The following is an 18,781-nucleotide window of genomic DNA, read 5'->3' as shown; positions in this document are numbered from 1 at the left end:
ACAAACGGCATGGACTTACCACCCTCAGTCTGGCTTTGCCAGCCAGCTCTCGCCAGCGGGAGCGTACGGGAGCATATTTCGAAGAGAAGAGATGACGGAGATGACAGACACGACGGCGACACCGCGCGGTGAGCGCACGCGCGAGGCGACGGATCGCAAGCTCATGCGAGCCACGCTGCAGATTGCGGTGGACCGCGGCATCAGCGGCGTGACCATCGAGGAGGTGGCCCGGCGCTCCGGTGTGGCCAAAACCACGATTTACCGCCGATATCATAATGCCGACGAGCTGCTGCACGAGATCAGCGCGATGTATCTGGCCATCCCGGATTCCGACCCAGTGCCCAGCCCCACGCGTGAGCATTTCACGCAACTATTGCAGCGATTGGTCGATTGGGTGCGCGACAACGACATCGACGTCAAGCGCGTGGGCATTGTATTGTCCAGCGAGGCCGAGTTCTTCCAGCACATCGTCGACCAAGTGGTGACCCCGTGGCTGGAGCGTGTGGGGGCGTTCCTCAAGCAGGGAGTCGCGCAGGGCGTGTTTCGCGAGGACGTTGACGAGAAGTTGCTGTTGTCCACGATTATCGGATCTTTGGTGGCGTATGAGGCCATCGAGGGCAAAGCAATGGACGACGACACCGCCTGGGCCTCGCGCATGGCCGATCTGCTGTGGCCAGCATTGCTGAAGTAGCGGTCTTACTCCTGAATCGAAGCCTCCTGGCGGGCGACTTCGAGGGCTTTGTTGAAGGCGTCGGAGGTCCAGCTGGCGCCGGCGACCTTGTCCACTTTGAGACCCTTCAGAGGTTTGCCGTCCACCACGCCGTTAATGGCTTTGGCGAAGTCGTCCTGATGGTTCTTGGAAATCGTGGTGAACGGGTGCCCAATGATATTGACGGTCTCGACGTTGCCGTCCTTGATGGTCAGATGGACGTCGATGGAATCCTCGCCTACCGGGCCGTACTGGCCGTTGATCGAGTAGTTGCCGTCCTTGTAGTTGCCGGTGTCCTTCTTGTCGGACGTGGTGGTGGACGGGTCGTTGTGCGACGAGCTGGAATCGGAGCCGTCGGAGCTATCGGAGCCGTTCGACTGGGATTGCGACTGCTCTTCCTGCGACTTCTCGGTCTCGCCCGAGTTGCCGGCGTACGCATCGTCCATCGGCGCGGCCTTGGATTCGCCGCATCCGGCCAGCAGCGCGCCAGCCACGACCAGTCCGGCCGCCGCCAATGTCGCGGATTTCTTCAACGTACTCTTTTCGGTCATATTCACGCTCCTTAAGCCCCCCTCTGACGAGGGGGCTGTCAGCGAAGCTGACTGGGGGAGAGACCATCAGCTTGCCATGTATTCCTCACATACTGCTCGATGCCCCTGACGGCCCTACTCCTCGCCGCCGGTTTTCGCGGCCTTGGTGGGGTCAGTGAAACCAATGGCGGTCTCGCCGTTCTGCGCGCCCTCGACCTGTGCACCCGTGGAGGCGGGCTTGCCGCCGGCCGCCTCGTAGGCCTTGCGCGCATCCTCGTCATTCCACTTCTCACCGACGAGCACGCCATGGTTGAGCATGATCTCGCGCTGCGCGCAGCTGGCGACCAGCGCATCGTGGGTGACCACGATAATCGTGGTGCCCTGCTCGTGCAGCTTGCGGAACAGGTCGAGCACGATTTTCTCGTTCTTCTCGTCGAGGTTGCCGGTGGGCTCATCGGCCAGAATCAGCTTCGGGTCGTTGATCAGCGCGCGGGCCACGCACACGCGCTGCTGCTCGCCGCCGGAGAGCTGGCCGGGCAGGTGGTGGGCGCGGTCCTTCAGGCCGACCTTTTCCAGCGCCTCCATGGCCTGCTTCTCATCGACCACCGAATGGTAGTACTGGGCCACCATCACGTTTTCCACGGCGGTCAGGTGCGGCACCAGATAGAACTTCTGGAACACCAGTCCGATGAGGTTCTTGCGCACGTCGGCCAGCTGCGTGGCGTTCAGGTCCTCCAGCTTGCGGCCTTCCAGCTTCACGGAGCCCTTGGAGGGCGTGTCCATGCAGCCAATCATGTTCATCAGCGTGGTCTTGCCTGAGCCGGAGGAGCCGACGATGGCGAGCCATTCGCCTTCCGGCACGGTCAGATTGAGGTCGTCCACGGCACGCAGGTCGCCGTAGATCTTCGAGATGTGGTCGAGTTCAAGTAGCATGACGTTTCTCTTTCTTTATTCTTCGCGAAGCACGACGGCGGGGTCGATGCGGGTGGCGCGGTGGACGGGCGGGATGGAGGCGACGATGGCGACCAGCGCGCTGAACAGCACGGAAATCAGGGCCAGCCACCAGTTGAATACGATGGAGCGTTCGAACACCGCCACGCACAGCCAACTGGCGAGTCCGTAGCCGATTGCGGTGCCGATGAGGCCGCCAATCAGGCCGTAGAGCGACGATTCGATGTAGAACTCGGTGCCGATGGCACGCGAGCTAGCACCGAGGGCCTTGCGCAGGCCAATCTCGTTGCGTCGCTGCGAGACGATCGAGCTGATTGTGGTGCCGACGCCGACGAGCGTCAGCACCAGCACCACCAGCGAGACGATCCAGAACAGCGTCTGCAGCATGGTGATGATGCGGGTGTCGGAGGCGGTGATCTTGGTGACCTGCTGTGCCTTGACGTGCATGGAGGTCATGTCGTTGATGCTGGACACCAGGCCTGCGAGGTCGCTGGCGCCGGCCGAATACTCGATGACGTCCACGCCGCGCGTGATGCCGGTGAGCTTGTTGACGTCGGCGTTGGTGGCGTAGATGATCGAGTCTTCGCTGCCGCCGGTGTCCACGATGCCGGCCACGCGGAATTCGGTACCGGAGGTGTCCATGATGTCACTGGAGACACGGCCGTCTTTGGTTTGCTGGTCGATCGAGGAGTTCGACGAAGTGCCGTTGGTGCTGGCGTTATCGGATGCACGGTAGCCGATGGTGATGGCGGAGCCGATTCTCAGGCCGATGGCGTCGGCGATGTCGCGTCCGACCAGCACCTTGCCGTCGGTCGGCCACGAGCCGTCGACCACCCAGTGATGGTTGAGGTTCTTGACCTGCGCCGCATTCACGCCGGCCATCACGTACGGCGAGGCGTTGACGCGCACGTTCTCGTAGCGGTAGGTGGCGTATTTCGCGGAACCCTTGGCCTTGACCATTTCAGTGGTGTGCTGCACCATCGCCTTGTCGATGCCGGCCTTGCCGTCAGCATTGGTCGATTCGGTGGGCGTGACAATCAGGTTCGCGCCGTACGCACGCATCTCCTCGTTCATCTGCTGCGGCACGGCGAGGCAGATCATCGCCAGACAGAACAGTGTGGCTGCGCCGACCAGCGACGCCACCACAGCCATCACCGCGCGCGAACGCCGACGGAACACGGCGCTGAACAGCATTCTGAAGAACATACCGGTGTTGGTCATCGGTTCCCTCCTTCCACACCTACGTAGATAAACTCAGCGACCATGGAGCACCTCCGCGGGCTTGAGATTCAGAATCGAACGAATCGATGAGGCGGACGCCAGCAGCACGGTGACAGCCAGCAGCACGAACACCAGCACGAACACCATCGGCCGCATCGTAATGCCGGAACCGAACACCACCCGGCCTATCAGCTGGGCCACGCCGGAACCGAGCAGCGCGCCCACAATCGCGCCCAGCAGCGAGATTGCCGCCGTTTCGGCCAGCATCAGGCGGGATACTGCGGCATCGGTGGCACCGAGCGCCTTGAGCAACGCCAGCTCGCCCGACCGTTCGCCGATCGAGGCGACCATCAGGTTGGCCACGGCCACGGCTGCGGCGATCAGGCTCAGCACGGTCATCAGAATCATCACGGCCTGCGTCTTTTGCAGCACATTGCCCTGCAACGCGGCCACCTGACGCACCTGCTTGGCCACCGCGCCCGGAATCACCTCTTCGATCTGATAGGCGATCGAGCTCGGGTAGGCGGTGCAGTACCAGGTCTCCCATTCCTCCTGGCTCAGCGCGGCCGGGTTCGCGGCGGCCTTACGGGCCAGGTCGTTCTCCGGCGTGGTCAGGGCCTTGACCTCGATTTTGTCGACCGAATCGGGCAGGTCGGCGAGTACCTGGGCCGTGGAGGAGGCGATGTAGAGCGAGCCGTTGTCCTCGTCGCCGGAATCGTAGACACCGGTGAGCTTGATTTTCTGCTCGTTCTTCTTGCCTGAGGCGGTGGTTTTGTTGAGGGTGATGGTGTCGCCGGTGGTCACGCCGAGTTCGGAGGCCAGCGTCTTGCCGATCACGCCCTGGTCGGAATCGTCTTTGGGCCACTTGCCGTCCAGCTGCCACCACGAGCGCATGCCTTCCACGCCCACGACGGTAGTCTCGCCGGTGGAGATCTTGAGGTTCTTGTTGAACCACGTGCCGACGACCGGCACGTTGGTACCGTTCACCGTGGCGTGGATGTTGAGCTGCGGCGCGAAGCTGGTGATGTTGAACGACCAGAAGATCGTCTTGATCTTGGCCGCGTCCGACTCCTTCAGAAAAGCGGTCGGGTCGCTGGTGGACGTCGCGCCGCCCGACTCGGTGTTGTACAGGTCGGAAACGACCGCATCCGCCTTGGGCTGCACGGTGATGTTCGAACCGTAGGTGGACAGCTCGGCGTTGAGCTTGTCGCCCACGTCGAACACGACGCCCAGCATCGATACGGACACGGTCGCCGACAGGCATACGGTCAGCGCGATAAGCAGGCGCCGGCGCAGCTGTCGGGTGAACGAGCGAGTAATCATGCGCAGAAAGAACATGATTCTTGTCTCCTGCCTGACTCACCGGAAGTGGGCGCTCAGCGCGTCCAGATCCGTAGTTTGAATGGTGATCTTGCCGTGGCCGGTCTTGTACGGGAATGGTATCGGGTTGCAGCCACCCTTGAAGCCGATGGTCGCCAGGTTGATGGCCACCTCGCACTTCTTGCAGATGATCTTGCCGTCCTTCTCGTAGTAGCCAGCGTCGCCGCAGTTCTCGCAGGCGTCCAGGCCGATGCCGTACGCGCCACCGTTCTTTCGGATGATGATGAAGCGCATGACGGTGCCGTCCTTGGCCTTGTATTCGAAGCGGTGCAGGTGGCCGTCCTCGACCTGGCTGAAGGGGATGGTGGCCACGCCGTCCTTGAGCGAGTAGGCTTCCGGCGGCGAAAGGGTGATGGTCTGATGGGTCGCGGCAACGCCCACGGTCAGGGTTGCTGTGACGCCGATGGCTGCGATAAGGCTCCACACGGCAGCGGCGATGGCGTGGCGGCGGAATACCTTATGCCGGCGCAACGTGGCCTCGTTGGCTCCCGGCACATCATGGGTTTTCATACGGAAACCGGCCACGATGGAGGCCACGGCGGGAATCAGGAACACCAGCGCCTGCGCCATAATCATCGTGGAGTTCTGGTTGATGGACCAAGCCAGCGCCACGAACATCGTATGGTTCATCGGGAAGCCTCGCGCCTGCAGAATCTGGGCAAGACCAGTGAAGTGTTGAATCAGCAGAATCACCATCATGGCCGCGACGGCCACGGTGAACGCCCAGCGCACGGCAGTGGTGCGCATCGTGCGGAAGATGGCGGCCACAATAATGGACATGGCCACGCCAAGCAGGAAACCAAGAGCGCGCAGCAGCATGGCCGAAGTGAATGCGGTCTCCCCTGGTTCCACCCAGATGGTGAGCTGCAGAATCACGTCCGGCAGCGCGTAGAACAGGGTGAGTGCGATGTCGATGGCGGCCACGGCGTTAGCGATGTGCATGAACACCTTGTGCTGCTGCCAATTGGTGGTGATGCGGCGTGCGAACACCACCACGACGATGGTCAGGATGTCGGCAATGATCGCGCACCACAACACCGGGTAGTTGACGAACGTGCGCTGATTGATCACGGCCGAGGCGCGCAGGCCGGCGAATACGATGGCGGCGATCAGACCGACGATCAGGCCGATGAGACGCCAATGCGAGCTTATCGGCTTATCTCGCCCCTCGCCGACCGTGAGCATCACGCTCAGGCTCATCACCAGCAATGCGGGGGCCAAAGTGCCCGGCATCACTGCCACGAATTGTTCAAGCATTCGCGTCCTTTCTCTGTTCACCTTAGGCTCCCCTCTCTGAGGGGAGCTGTCCGCGAAGCGGACTGAGGGGAGTTTTAGACCGTCCTAAGAATTATCTCCCTAAAGCGGCGTAAAGCCCCCTCTGACGAGGGGGCTTTCTGCTTAGTCAATCACCACTGGCGAGGAGTGTAATCCCAGTTGTCGAAGGTGACCTCGATCGGCTCGGTCCAGAAGTGGCCCTTGACGCCGGTCTCCGGGTCAACGTGCAGCATCCAACCCTTGGAGGCCGGGGATTCGATGGAGAGCTTCAGCTGGTAGGTGCCAGCCTTGTCGAGCTTGACGTTGGCGCCGTAGTGCGGGCCATCGGAAGCGTTCATCTGCATGAAGGTACCGGAGGTGGCGGTGCCGCCCTCGACTTCCTTGCCGGTGGACTTATCGATGATGGTGTAGTTCACGGTCAGATCCGGCACGAAGTCGCCCTTGCCGTAGCCGAGCTCGGTGCCCTTCTGGTTGGCATGGATGTCGGCCTCGAGGTGGAAGGAAGCGTCAGCAGCCTTCAGGCCCATGGAAGACGGCTCCATATCGATCGGCTGGAAGTACACAGCGCCCACGGTCAGCGGGCCGGCGTCCTGATCCTGCTCTTCAGCAGTACCGGACGGGCCAACCGGAACCTCTTCGAAACCGGCGCCGGAATCGGAGGAAGAATCGGAGGAAGAGGAGTCGGAAGACTGGGAGGAGGAGTCAGCCTTAGTGTCGGATGCGGAGTTGGTGGAACCGCAGGCAGCCATGGACACGGTCATGGAACCGGCGAGCAGCAGGCCGAGCAGAGCGGCCAGTTTCTTGTTCTTCATCATTGTTATTCCTTTTCTCTATCTCTGGTGAATTAGGATTCACGCTTAGATAAATGCAATTATTCAGTTATGAGATAAGTGCGGCGTGGGCTGGAGGAATTGGCATCGATCCGAGGCCGTGCCGCAAGTCTGTCAGTTGTCTGCAGTTATGGGAGGAAACGGACGAGCTAGACGGGCTACGCCTTCACGGCCGGGACCTCGGCAGTAGCCTGCGCCTTCAGCTTGCGCTGCTTGATGAAGCCGACCACGAACAGCGCGATAACCGCAACGGCTGCGATGGCCTGCGCCACTAGGCATTCGACGTACGGGTAGAGGCCAAGCCAATCGTTCGTCGGCACACCGTTCAGGTAGAAGGCGGGCAGCAAGTCGCCCTCGATCAGCGAGTGGACGCCGCCGCCGGCGAACACCACCACCAGCACAGACATCAGAATCGAAGTGACCAGGAAGAACGGACCAATCGGAATCTTCACGGAGGTGAAGCGGAAGAGCAGGAAGATGCCGACAAGCACCACCGCGGCGGTCAGACCACCGATCCACATACCGCGAGTATCGCGGCTCATCGTGTAGATGGACTCGTAGAAGATCACGGTTTCAGCGCCTTCACGGAACACGGCGAGGAAGCTCAGCATAGCCAGCGAGACCACGGTTTTCAACGTCACGTTGTCGGCACTTGCGGCGGCTTCGGCATCAGCCACAGCAGCCTCGGTCTTCTTGCGAATGTAACGGTTCCACGCTTCCACGCTGGACTTGTTCAGCATCCAGTTACTCGTCCACAGCAGCATGCCCATGGCGATCAGTGCGCAGGTGCCTTCCATGATCTCCTGAATCGGGCCGGAGCCGCCGAAGGCGAACACGAAGATCACAGCCACCAAGCCGGCGCCGAGCAGACCGACGAGCACACCCAAGTAAATCCACTTGACGAAGCGCTTGTTATCGGACTTGACCAAGTAGGCGACGATGGCTGCAACCACCAGCAGAGCTTCAAGACCCTCACGGATAAGCACGAGGAACGCCTGGCCGGAGGAGCTGGTGACCAGCTTGGTGAAACCGTCTTCCTTATCGGCGGCACCACCGTCAAGAATGCCGGCGTCCTTGATCAGCATGGCCTTGAGGTCGTCGATCAGCTTCTTGGTGTCTTTCAGGGATGCGCCGGCGTTCATGGACTTGCGGCACATCTTGAACTGGTATTCCACCTGCGAGACGCGGTTGCCGCTGATGGCGTTCATCACGTTCTTTTCGAAGCCGAGCTTCTCGTAATACTGGTAGTACGCGTTGTTCACGAGCGTGGCGCCCTTGGCACCATCACCCTTTTCGTAAGCTTTGTATGCATTGTCGAGAATCGGGGTCATTTCGTTGGCCACGTCGGTCCATGAACGATTGCCCTTGCCCGGGTTCTTCTTTTTCTTGGCGTCGAGCTCCTTGCGCTCTTTGGCCAGCTGCGCCTGCAGCGCTTCGGCGTACGCCTTCGGCTTGGCGAGATCGGCGTTGGTGTCGAGCTGCTGGGCCGTGGCGTCAAGATCGGCGGTCAACGCATCAATCTGCTGAGCCAGTTGATCGTCGTTGCTAGGCGTGTAGGAAAGATTCTGAACGCTTTGGAATGCCTGCTGTTGGGCGAGCTGCTTGTCCGCGCCAATGGTGTCGTGCACGACCGCGGTGAAGTTGGAGGCCACGTAAATCTTGTTGTACGCGCCCATGAAATCGGAGGTGGCGCCAGCGGTGTTGCCATCCTTGTACGTCTTAAGACCGCTGTTCAGCTGCTTGTCCATCGCCTTGGAGACTTCGGCCCAGGTGGCGTAGTCAACGCTGGACGAGCTTGATGAACTGGACGAGCTGGTGCTGCTGTCGGCGAAGGCCATCGGAGCCGTGACTGCAGGAGCCACAGTGGCGATGACCATGGCGAACAGAAATACAATCGCAGCCAGAACTCGCAGCTGCCTCACGCTGGTGTGTTCAACGGACCGAAGAGCAGCCTGGGCGCGACGAACCATGCCTATCCCTCTCTCTGCGCGGCTAAGTAATCAAAAACCAACTACTCAATATAAAGAAAAACTTTTTTGAGGAACAGTCTTGATTTTTTAGGATTTAAGAGGTATTAGGCACTGTTTTTCGATCAATTATTACCGCAGATTGTCTCAATATTCGATATTGTCCCGCTCACAGATGGGAGACTTCCCGAATTATGAACTCCCCGCGACTGGCCACTCCCCATCCCTCATATTGCATGACCAACTGTTTCACCAAGGTTCATAGCCTAAAATCACTATGTTGCATCACGGCAAGAGGCTGGCAATAATTCACGCGATGGCATGCGCATGTTCATTCTGGTTTGCCTCGGGTTTGCTGACTTGCCTTGAGTCGCTTTGATTTGCACTGGTTCATCCCCCGGTGAGATCACCTGTTGCACACGCCGTACGAACGACCTGCACATCAGCGCAGGCACTCATTGGTGGTCCTTGTCCACAAAGCGACACGCCGCAGCCGGCACTGAATGTGCATTTATCCGAAAGCTGTGGTAGCTTATTCGAGTTGCCTACGGAGCTTACTTCTAGCAAGCACTGCAGTGCATGGAGGATTCGCCTAGTGGTCTATGGCGCACGCTTGGAAAGCGTGTTGGTGTAACAGCCTCACGAGTTCGAATCTCGTATCCTCCGCCATCAGGGTTTTGGCTTTTGTCAAAACCCTTTTGTTATCCGCACCCACATGCATATACGCAGCGGTCCAAATATGTGCACAATCGTGCACATTCACTGTTTTTGCAGTGGCGTGGCATGGCACATATTCCGAGACGACCGAATTCCCACAATTTTCGTGCCACAACAGCGCATAAAAACACGAAAATGCGATTACGTGGCACATCCGAATGCCACATGAGCGCAAAATAGCCAATATTGCGCTCATGTGTACAACTTAGAGCACCCGAATACTTCCTCGCACACCCGTCGATTTGCGTAATACGCGATTGCGTGTATTGTTGTGCAAGCCGTTCAACGGCCCTAAGCCGTGCGCACATTATCGCCCCGATAGCTCAGTGGTAGAGCACTTCCTTGGTAAGGAAGAGGTCGTGAGTCCAATTCTCACTCGGGGCTCTCAATCACCACTCGATGCCGTACTCGGCATACATATACATATCGTACTGGTACTCACTGCTGTAGTTCAGGTCGTTCTGATGTGCTTCATGATGGCTGTTATCTGACTGCATAATCATTCCTTTTCCTAGCCTCATCGGTATTACGACCAGATATAGCGAAATCGCGTTACCGAACTATGCGCGTTCAGCGAATCGCAGGTGAACTCATAGCGAACTGTTGCACGCACTCCGCATGCGAGCGCAGACTCATTGACATATACCGTCCGGCACACACTTCATAATGTGCAAGGCCGCGCGCCAGCTATTGAATACCGCCAAACAGCAAAGGAAAGCCTCTCCCACCATGACCTCACACCTTGCCGAAGCGGGACGCACACTGATTCCCCGCAAGGATGATCGGTACGGTCTGCTTTCCCCAGCTCTGGTTATTCTCACGTTTGTCGCCGGACTGGTGGATGCGTTAAGTTACTTGGCACTCGGTCATGTATTTGTGGCCAATGTGACCGGCAACATTGTGTTCCTTGGTTTTGCATTCGCCCACGCGCAGGGCTTCGTCTGGTGGACTTCGGCGCTCACGCTGGCCACGTTCATGATTGGTGCGTTCATCGGCGGACGCATTATTCATTACTTTGGCGCCAACCGCGCGCGCCATCTGCTGGTGTCCACGTCAATCCAGCTGGCTTTTGTGGCAGCTGCGCTCGTCGGCATTTATCTGCTCAATCAGTTTGCGCCTGAACCGTCGATGGGTGGCACTGATGCTTCAGCCATCGCCCGCACGGCACAGCCCAGTCTGAACTTCCCAACTGCTCGGCATATTGATTTGCATATTATTCTGCTGATTGTGCTGCTCGCACCGGCTATGGGCATTCAGAATTCCACTGCTCGTAAGCTTTCGGTGCCAGATTTGCCCACGACTGTGTTGACGATGACGTTAACTGGGATTATCGCTGACACTTCGGCGCATGGTCATGGGCAGTCCAAACTTGGCCGGCGCGCGATTGTAATGCTGGCTTTGGCGCTCGGTGCTTTGACTGGAGCCACGCTGCAGACGCGCGGTCATGAGGACGTTATTTTGATGGTGATGATCGTCTGTCTGATTGCGGTCATTGTGATGATGATCCCCCATGTGCATTCCGATGCCCGCTGGGTGACCGGAAAACACTGATTCATACAAAAACGGCCGGCGCTGGGCATTGCTGACCGGCACCGGCCGAGATAATAAGGAGTGCTCCTTATGTGGTCGCGAACCTTACGGTTTCATGATCACATCTGCTCGCGATTGCGGCGGTAGGCGATTGCGGCGCCGGCACCGGCCAGCAGCAATCCGGCCACAGCAATCGTGACGACATTGGCACCCGTGTTGGAGACGACATTGCCATCACCCTTGGCAGCGGTACGCTTCACCAAGCCGGCAATTGCCTTCTCGAGAGCCTCGCGAGCTGCGTCGACCTGCTTCTGCGTGGCGTTGCTGTTGTCGGAGACCTCACGGGCCTTCTTCAGCGCGGCGCGCAGAGCGTTGGCGGAGTCGTCGGTGTAGAGACCCAGGTTGATGGCGGCGGCCTTGTTGATGGTCGCGTTCAGAGCAGCCTTGTCCACCACGCCCGGTTCCGGATTCGGCTTCGGCTCGGTGGCAGCTTCCAGCTTGGAGATGGCGTCCTGAAGAGCGCTCAGTGCGGTATCCACATCCTGCTGGGTGGCGTTCTTGTTGTCGAGCACCTGCTGTGCAGCCTTCAGTGCCTCGGCGAAAGCTTCCCACGAGTTGGTCGTGTAATCGGCCTTCTCGAGCTTGCTTGCCTTGTTCACTGCAGTCTGCAGGTCGGTCTTGTTCACCTCAACCGGGCCTGGGCCAGGCTCCTCACCGGTCTTCTCGAGACCAGCGATAGCGGATTCGAGGTTCGTCAGCGCCAGAGCCACATCGTAAGCGGTGGCCTTATCGTTATCCGCCACGGCCTGTGCAGCTTCGCGGGCCTTGACCAGAGCAGTCCAGCTTTCAGCCGTGTAGTCGGATTCCTTAAGACCGTTAGCCTTGGCGATGGTGTCGTTGAGGTCGGTCTTGTCCGGAGCGACAGTCTCTTCCTCAACCTCGCGGTCCGTGGTCAAACGCAGTTCGGCAGCGGATGCGAACTTGTTGGCCTGGGAGTCGCTCTGGCCTGCGGAAGACAGGACGGTCAAGCGTACGGCGGTCACATTCTCGACGGCGTCGAAGCTGGCCTTCTGCCACATGGTGGTGGTGGAGAACTCAGCATCGGTGACGACATCCTTGGTGGTGCCATCCGCCAGAGTGAGCGTGATCTTGTAGCCCTTGATCTTGCCGTTGGCGTTCATACCTCCGGAACGCGGCAGGTAGCGCAGGCCGTTGATGGTGGTCGGTTTGTTGAGGTTGAACTGATACCATGCGGTGCCGTTGCCGACTGCGTTCTTGCTCCAGCTGGTGTGCCAGTGGGTGCTGTCGTCGCTATCCTGTGCCAGACCGGCCGGGCCTTCGCTCGGCAGGCCTGCGGTAGGCTCTTCGCTGCCCGTGGCCACGGTGTAGCCACCCAGCTCATCGGAGCCGTCAGCTGCCACGTCGTACTTGTCGCTGCTCTCGTTGCCGGGAGCGGTCTTCATGTACTCGTCGAGGGCCACGAGAATGTCGTATGCCTTGGTGAAGTCCTCAGCGGTTGCGCCATTCTTGTTGATGAGCACGCGAGCCTTGACCAAGGTGTCCTGATACTGCTGCCATGCGGCATCGGAGAGCTCAGCACGCTTGGAATCGTACTTGCCGCGGATTTCCTTGACCTTGTCCTGCGCTTCGGCCTTGGTGCGGGTCTGGGACTCGATGCGCTCGATCTTCAGGTTGTCGAGCACGAAGTCCTTGTATCCGCCGAAGTCCTGTGCATTGCCGGTGGAACCCTGCAGATCAGGTGCGGTTGCGGTCGAGTAAATACCGAACCAGGAATCGCCGTTGACGCCACCGGTCAGCTCGAACTCGGCCTTGCCGGTCTCACCCAGAGCCTTCTTCAGGTTGGTCAGCTTCACGCTGCCAGCAGAGTATTCACCCTGGCCCACAGCGATGGCGTAGATGTCATCGGAACCGGACTGGTAGTCGAAGCTCACCTTGTACTTGGCACCCGCCTCGAACTTCACGTTCTGCGGGATCGTCTGGTAGACCAGCGTGCCCTTCTGGGTCAGGCCGTTAACCTTCACAGACCAAGTGCCATCGAGCACATCGTCCATCTTCTTGACATCCCAACCGGCCTGCGTGAACGGAGCATGCAGCTCGGAGAGGTGGATGCGGTTGTCCTCAACGCCTTCGGAACCGGAGACCACGAACGGCCAGATGCCCTGGGCGTTGTTTTCGAATCCGTTGGTGAGGGACTTCAGCGTGCCGTCCTTCTCATAGGTGATGCCGGAGTACTGGTTCTCCACGATGCGCACATCGTCGAAGTAGGTGTGTGCTCCGTCGGTGCTCTTGTGAGACAGGGTTACCGTGGCATCGCCGTTCTCAGGCGCGGTGAAGAACACGTACATGTTCTGGAAGTAGCTGGAGCCATTTTCCGTATTGCTGTTCGTGTTGTGGCCGTATGCCTTGATGTAGTTCTTGGCGATGGACTTGCCGGTGGAGTTGGTGGCCAGCACCTTGCCGCCGCTGGTTACGGTGACGGATGCATCGCCGGTGGAGCGGTTGTCGACGCCAACATACAGCGCGTACTTCTGGCCAGCCTTGAGATCGGTCAGACGCTGGGAGACATCGACCTTGCCGGTCAGGCGCAGCATGGCGTTGTTGTCGCCTTCAACTTCGGCCTTGCCGGTTCCGGCGACGGTCCAGTTGTCGGTGAGGGTGTTGGAGCCGCCGTTGAAGCCGGCGTCTACCACATGCATGCCTTCGCTCCAGTTGACCTGGATCTGCTTGGCTTCGCCCTTGTACACCACGTACGGGGTTTCGGCATCAGCGGTAAGCGTCACCTTGCCGCCGGAGACGGCAACGGTCTGCTCGTTGGTCTTGCCCTGATCGGTGAGCTGGTACACCTTTACGCTGGAGAGGTTCTTCCAGCTGTCCGGCAGCGTCCAGATGGTGGTGCCGCCCTTGGTGTTCCAGTGGTAGAGCTTCTGCTCGGAATCCTTGACCAGCTTGCCGGTGAAGGAATCCCACATCCACGGCAGCAGGTAGGACTCGTCGCCAGTGGCGCTGCCATCGCCTGCGGAGACCACACCGGATGCGACCTTCACGCCGTTGAAGGTGATGGTGCGCTGGCGGTAGGCTGCGCTAGAGGTGTCGTTGGAACCACGGGAGACTACTACAACGTTGCCGTTGGAATCCTTCAGGGTAATCTGCTCGTTGCCGTTGTTCGTGTTCGGGTCGGACACGGCAGCGGCATTGCCATTGTCGGCGGTCAGCAGCGGGTTGTTGACCCAGCGGGTCACCTTGAAGTGCTGGATGAACTTAGTGGACACATCATGGGTGTACAGGTTCTTGATGTAGGCGGCATAGTCGTTGCGGCCCTGCCAGCCTTCGAAGTCCTTCATGTTGTAGCCGCCGAGCAGCGGGGCGTTGGCAGCGCCGCCGTATTGCGGGTAGTCGCCAACCCAGCTGTCCTTCTGGTGGTTGCGCAGGAAGCGCATCACTTCGGAGTTCTCGCCCTTGGAGGTGTAGCCGCCGTAGGTCAGATCAGCTGCCCAGTGCTGGAAGGTGGAGTCGTACTCGTTGCCGGAACCCCATTCGGTGGTCATACGCCAGCCGTTGTCGTTGATCATCTTGCTCATCTTGCGGGTTTCCCAAGAATCTTCCGAACCGGAAGAAGTCAGGTTGCCCCACACATCGAGGTAGATGAAGTCCATGTTGTCGCCGACTTCCTTGCTGAGGTCAGCGAAACGGCTTACACGAGAACCGGATGCCAGATCGTAGATGCCGTCGATGCCGACACCCTGATCAAGCCAGTTCCAGCCGTAGCTCAGGCCGCCTGCAGAGTTGCGGCGCACCATGTCCTCGCTGAAGGCCTTGGCTTCCGGATACATTTCGGAGGCGTTGACGTGCACACCGAAGCGAGCGCCATACTTGGAGCCCTCTTCCATCATGGTGTTCATGTCGTCGGCGCCGCCGAGACGCTGGCCGATATCGCCGTAGTCCGGGTGGCCGGAGTCGTGGCCTTCATTGCCGTAGCCCTTGAGCAGCACGGACTGGCCGAGGCCGTCGGTGTTCAAGGCCACCTTCTTGACGTTGTCAAGCGTGGTGAGGAACGGGTTCTGCGCCTGGGAGCCGAAGTTCATGGCGATACGCCATGCCACCAGTTCGGGAACTTCCTCGGACTTGTACGGGTTGTTCATGATGTCGCGGTAGGCGATTGCGCCATCCTGCCAGTTGACGGCACCGTCTTCGTTCTCGTCGCCGGCGATGGCCACGGCCATCTGCGGCAGAGCGGTTTCGGCCACGGTGTACTTCTTGCCCTTGGAATCGGTGACCGTGCGGTGGTAGTACCACGGAGCGCTGGCCAGGCCCAGGGAGGTGGCGTCACCAGTCTGCTGGGTGGTGGCGTAGACACGCGTGTTCTGGCTGCCGCCGCGCACAGGAGCCGCCACATAGGTGCCATCGTGCTCGGAATTGCTCCACAGGCCGGCACTCAGGCCAGCACCGGAGATGAAGCCGTAGGTGTAGTCGCTATCGGTGACGTTAGTATCTTCGGTCACTGCGAAGTTGGTATCGCCAGGCTTCTGCGTGTTGGAAGACATACGAGCACCAGTGAATTGGGCATTTTCCTGGCTGGAACGCACGGAAACGAGACTCTGGTTCGGGAAGGACAGCGTCTGGATGGCGTTCTCCTCCACACCGTTGCCCTCAGGAATGCCTTCGGACAGGTTGTTCTTGATCTTGGTGACGTTGAGATGCAGCTGGTTGGCCTTGACCGTGATCTGAACGGTGATCACCGCGTCAATCTTCTTGGCCTCATCCTTGACCTTCAGCGTGTAGGTGGCCTCGGTGTCGGAAACCTTCTTGAAGGTCACGTCGTCATCGCCCAGTTCGATGTTGGTGCCGTTGATTTCAACGGTGCGCACATCCTTGGACTGGCCGTACATCACCTTGCCGTCGGTCATCGTGTACTGCAGCACAGAGGGGAAGTTCTTCTTAATCTGAACTTCCATCTTCTTGGTCTTCAGCGTTTCGGAGGCGACCTGAACGGTTTTGTTCAGGGTGATGGGATCGATGGCAAGATCCGCGCCGGAGACCGTCACCTGCCGGGAGACGTCCTCATAGCCTTCCTTGGCAATCGAAAGCGTGTGTTCGCCTTCTTCAATGTCGGCGAAGGAGAAGGTGCCATCTGCACCGGTCTTCACCTTGGTCTTATCCAAACGCACTGTTGCGCCTTCAATGGCAGCGCCTTCAGCGTCCACAACCTTGCCGGAAACCGCGTGCTTGGCGGCTTCGACAACCTCCGGGAAGTCCTTGATGTACACGTCGGTGACCTGGTTCAGCCCCTTCCAGGAGCCGGCCTTGATGGCAAGCTTGTTGGAGAGGTTCGTCATTGCGGAGTAATCGACATCGAATGCCTTCTGGCCATCCACGGTCAGTGTGGCGACCTTGGCGTCGGTCCAGGAAACCTGGATGTCATGCTCATCGTTGGCGCTTGGAGCGGCGATGCGATTGCCGCCGTACCAACCGCCGTTGCCACCACCGGTATAGGTCTGCCAGAACCAGCCGCCTGAATCATAACCGATGAACAGGCCGCTGCCCGGATCGTTGTAGCCTAGGTAGAAGCCGAAACGGTTTGCCTCGCCTTCCTGAGGGGACTTGATGGTGGCGTGGAAGGATCCGGCCTTGGAGAAGTCGTAATCTGTGCCCCATACGGCTACTGCCGGCCAGTTGTTGCTGGAGCTGGGGTTCGCTGCCGCATTACCGTTAGAGGCAGTGGACTTGAGGTGCAGCCAACCGTTTGCCATCTCCAGGATTTCGCCGCCCTGAGCGATGTTGGAATCAATAGTCCAGCCTTCAACCGCATCGGCTTGTGCGGAAGGAGTCTCGGAAGCAGTTGCAGAATCAGAAGTATCGTTGATTTGCTGAATCTGACTTGCCAAAGTCTGCAAGTCAGCATCAGACAGGGGCACTGCGAACGCAGTACCTCCCCCGCTGCCCATGCAGGTTAAGGCTAACGCTGTTGCCAGCGCAGCCGATATAGTCTTCTTCTTTTTCATTAACTATATTTTCCTTAATCTCTTCTTCGAGGTGAAGCAGATGCCTTCTTCATTGAAGAATACGCATTCGCAATTACGATAAGACACTTTACAAGAAGCTATTCTTAATAGCAATCTCAGCAAATACGGAGAATCGCCACATATTTGACATTGAATTACAACGTGAGTGAAATCACAAAACCCAATAAACGACTACGTTGTTAACCTTCACATCTATATTCGCATCATCGCGACACGCGCAGGGAAAAACTGCGCAAAAAAAGTAAGACGAATTTACCTGCATTCGACGCAATCAATGCAGCAGCATTACAGCAGCAAGCCGATTGAGCAAAATAGCAAAAGCCGCCTTGCGCAACCGCAAGACGGCTTTGACGACAATGGTGAGGCTGTGCTCGCTTACTTCTTGGAAGCGTTCACGGCATCCACAGCCTTCTGCAGCGATTGAGTATAAGCCTTGTACCAATCAGCCTGCTCGTTGAGCTTCGCAGTAGCGGACTTGAAGCCGGCAGTGTCGTCAGCTACGCAGCCTTCGTATACCGGCAGTTCCACGCTCAGTTCCTTGTTGAGGGCGTCCAGCGTGGAGGCATCCTTTACATCCTTCTTGGTGAGCGCAGCAGCTTCGGAAGCATCGCCATTGACCAAGTTGTTGTAGTCATTAGTGGCGTTGCGCACATTTTCGGAAGCGGCGGCGCAAGTGGCGACTGCATTGTTGTACTGAGCATCGGAGTAGGCGCGGAAGCCGAACACACCGGCCACGACGATAATGGCCACGACCACCACGGCGATAATGGCGACGGCCGCCTTAGACATGTGCTTCTTCTGAGCGCCTTCATTGCTTGCATTGTTGGCGTTGTTTGCCGGTACAGCCTGCTGCCCAGCGGACATACTTCGATCTCCTTCGTTCTCGTACTTTCATACACACGTATGCGCTCTTATGCGCACTCATATGCAGGGAAGTCGCTTTTCAAGCGGCTACTTCCCTGAAAACAAAAAACCCTCGCATTCCGCGAGGGTCATTGGCTGGGATGCCTGGACTCGAACCAAGAATGGCTGAACCAGAATCAGCTGTGTTGCCAATTACACCACATCCCAATTTGGCTTGGCGTAGCAACTCCAAGGAGTTGTTCGTCGTACCCCCAACCGGATTTGAACCGGTGTTGGCGCCGTGAGAGGGCGTAGTCCTAGACCGCTAGACGATGGGGGCATATTCAGTTTTTCAACCGGCTGCTCGGTGAACCGCGCAACGAGTGATAAATATACGCAAGTATTCACCCTTACGCAACTTACGGCGTGTCGCGCGGAATTTCAACGATTTCAAGTGCTACGCTGCCACTACTGATGAATTTGCATGAACTCTACTGACGGATTATCAGTAAGCACTACTGATGAATTACCATCTAATGCACTGATGAAATTGCAGATGAGGCAATGATCTTTGCCTTGCACATTCATAGCCGGCAAATCAGCCTTCAAGAACCAAATGAGGCGCTTATGTTCCCTTGCGACAGCGAGCGCGTCGCGATGCTTGTAATGCAATGTCACGTCAAAGACCGCCGCCCGGTTACCTATCAACCGTTTCATGGACGCATGAAGGCGAAACCACCTACAAGGCACGTTTCGTGACCTCACTGCACAAACCAGCCATGTTCAA

At 58.5% G+C, this 18,781-nt stretch carries 11 protein-coding genes and 4 tRNA genes; 4 read left to right on the top strand and 11 right to left on the bottom strand.

What is annotated here, in order from left to right; translation table 11 throughout:
* Positions 1 to 91 precede the first annotated feature (91 nt).
* Entirely contained in the window at positions 92 to 691 is a 600-nt protein-coding gene (locus AB5287_RS06865) for a TetR/AcrR family transcriptional regulator (RefSeq protein WP_007051578.1), read from the top strand.
* A 5-nt stretch (positions 692 to 696) separates the two neighbouring features.
* On the opposite strand, the gene AB5287_RS06860 is transcribed toward AB5287_RS06865, so the two are convergent.
* The 7 genes from AB5287_RS06860 to AB5287_RS06830 all read right to left on the bottom strand — a co-directional run bounded on the left by AB5287_RS06860 (position 697) and on the right by AB5287_RS06830 (position 8,866).
* Positions 697 to 1,260 (bottom strand): FMN-binding protein, encoded by a 564-nt coding sequence (locus AB5287_RS06860; protein WP_007056748.1) that lies wholly within the window; start codon positions 1,258 to 1,260, stop codon positions 697 to 699.
* Positions 1,261 to 1,374: 114 nt separating this feature from the next.
* Complete coding sequence (locus AB5287_RS06855) at positions 1,375 to 2,172, bottom strand: ABC transporter ATP-binding protein (RefSeq protein WP_007051580.1); 798 nt, start codon at positions 2,170 to 2,172, stop codon at positions 1,375 to 1,377.
* Between the two features lie 15 nt (positions 2,173 to 2,187).
* Positions 2,188 to 3,411 (bottom strand): ABC transporter permease, encoded by a 1,224-nt coding sequence (locus AB5287_RS06850; RefSeq protein ID WP_007056761.1) that lies wholly within the window; start codon positions 3,409 to 3,411, stop codon positions 2,188 to 2,190.
* 33 nt (positions 3,412 to 3,444) lie between these two features.
* The gene (locus AB5287_RS06845; protein WP_007051582.1) at positions 3,445 to 4,749 is read right to left on the bottom strand and encodes an ABC transporter permease; all 1,305 of its coding nucleotides are present in this window, start codon (positions 4,747 to 4,749) and stop codon (positions 3,445 to 3,447) included.
* A 21-nt stretch (positions 4,750 to 4,770) separates the two neighbouring features.
* The gene (locus AB5287_RS06840; RefSeq protein WP_007054710.1) at positions 4,771 to 6,048 is read right to left on the bottom strand and encodes a Fe-S-containing protein; all 1,278 of its coding nucleotides are present in this window, start codon (positions 6,046 to 6,048) and stop codon (positions 4,771 to 4,773) included.
* A gap of 149 nt (positions 6,049 to 6,197) precedes the next feature.
* Positions 6,198 to 6,881, bottom strand: coding sequence for an iron transporter (locus tag AB5287_RS06835; protein ID WP_007051584.1), 684 nt, complete (start codon positions 6,879 to 6,881; stop codon positions 6,198 to 6,200).
* Between the two features lie 173 nt (positions 6,882 to 7,054).
* Positions 7,055 to 8,866 (bottom strand): FTR1 family protein, encoded by a 1,812-nt coding sequence (locus AB5287_RS06830; RefSeq protein ID WP_008783244.1) that lies wholly within the window; start codon positions 8,864 to 8,866, stop codon positions 7,055 to 7,057.
* Between the two features lie 578 nt (positions 8,867 to 9,444).
* Between AB5287_RS06830 and AB5287_RS06825 the strand changes: the two genes are divergently transcribed.
* The 3 genes from AB5287_RS06825 (at position 9,445) to AB5287_RS06815 (ending at position 11,131) form a co-directional block, all read left to right on the top strand.
* Positions 9,445 to 9,532, top strand: a tRNA-Ser gene (locus AB5287_RS06825).
* A 360-nt stretch (positions 9,533 to 9,892) separates the two neighbouring features.
* Positions 9,893 to 9,964, top strand: a tRNA-Thr gene (locus tag AB5287_RS06820).
* Positions 9,965 to 10,309: 345 nt separating this feature from the next.
* The gene (locus tag AB5287_RS06815) at positions 10,310 to 11,131 is read left to right on the top strand and encodes a YoaK family protein (protein ID WP_012472036.1); all 822 of its coding nucleotides are present in this window, start codon (positions 10,310 to 10,312) and stop codon (positions 11,129 to 11,131) included.
* A 98-nt stretch (positions 11,132 to 11,229) separates the two neighbouring features.
* Here the strand turns inward: AB5287_RS06815 and AB5287_RS06810 are convergent, their stop codons facing one another.
* The 4 genes from AB5287_RS06810 to AB5287_RS06795 form a co-directional block, all read right to left on the bottom strand.
* Entirely contained in the window at positions 11,230 to 17,130 is a 5,901-nt protein-coding gene (locus tag AB5287_RS06810; RefSeq protein ID WP_368220970.1) for an endo-alpha-N-acetylgalactosaminidase family protein, read from the bottom strand.
* Positions 17,131 to 17,526: 396 nt separating this feature from the next.
* The gene (locus AB5287_RS06805; RefSeq protein WP_049137576.1) at positions 17,527 to 18,015 is read right to left on the bottom strand and encodes a hypothetical protein; all 489 of its coding nucleotides are present in this window, start codon (positions 18,013 to 18,015) and stop codon (positions 17,527 to 17,529) included.
* Positions 18,016 to 18,147: 132 nt separating this feature from the next.
* A tRNA-Gln gene (locus AB5287_RS06800) sits at positions 18,148 to 18,222 on the bottom strand.
* A gap of 39 nt (positions 18,223 to 18,261) precedes the next feature.
* A tRNA-Glu gene (locus AB5287_RS06795) sits at positions 18,262 to 18,334 on the bottom strand.
* Between the last annotated feature and the right edge of the window lie 447 nt (positions 18,335 to 18,781).

The sequence above is a fragment of the Bifidobacterium sp. RTP21102st3_E2_RTP21102_210122 genome, from assembly GCF_040916945.1.
Classification (GTDB): Bacteria; Actinomycetota; Actinomycetes; order Actinomycetales; family Bifidobacteriaceae; genus Bifidobacterium; species Bifidobacterium longum.
Note: the sequence above shows the minus strand (reverse complement) of the source record. Positions and strands in the feature narration are given on the sequence as shown.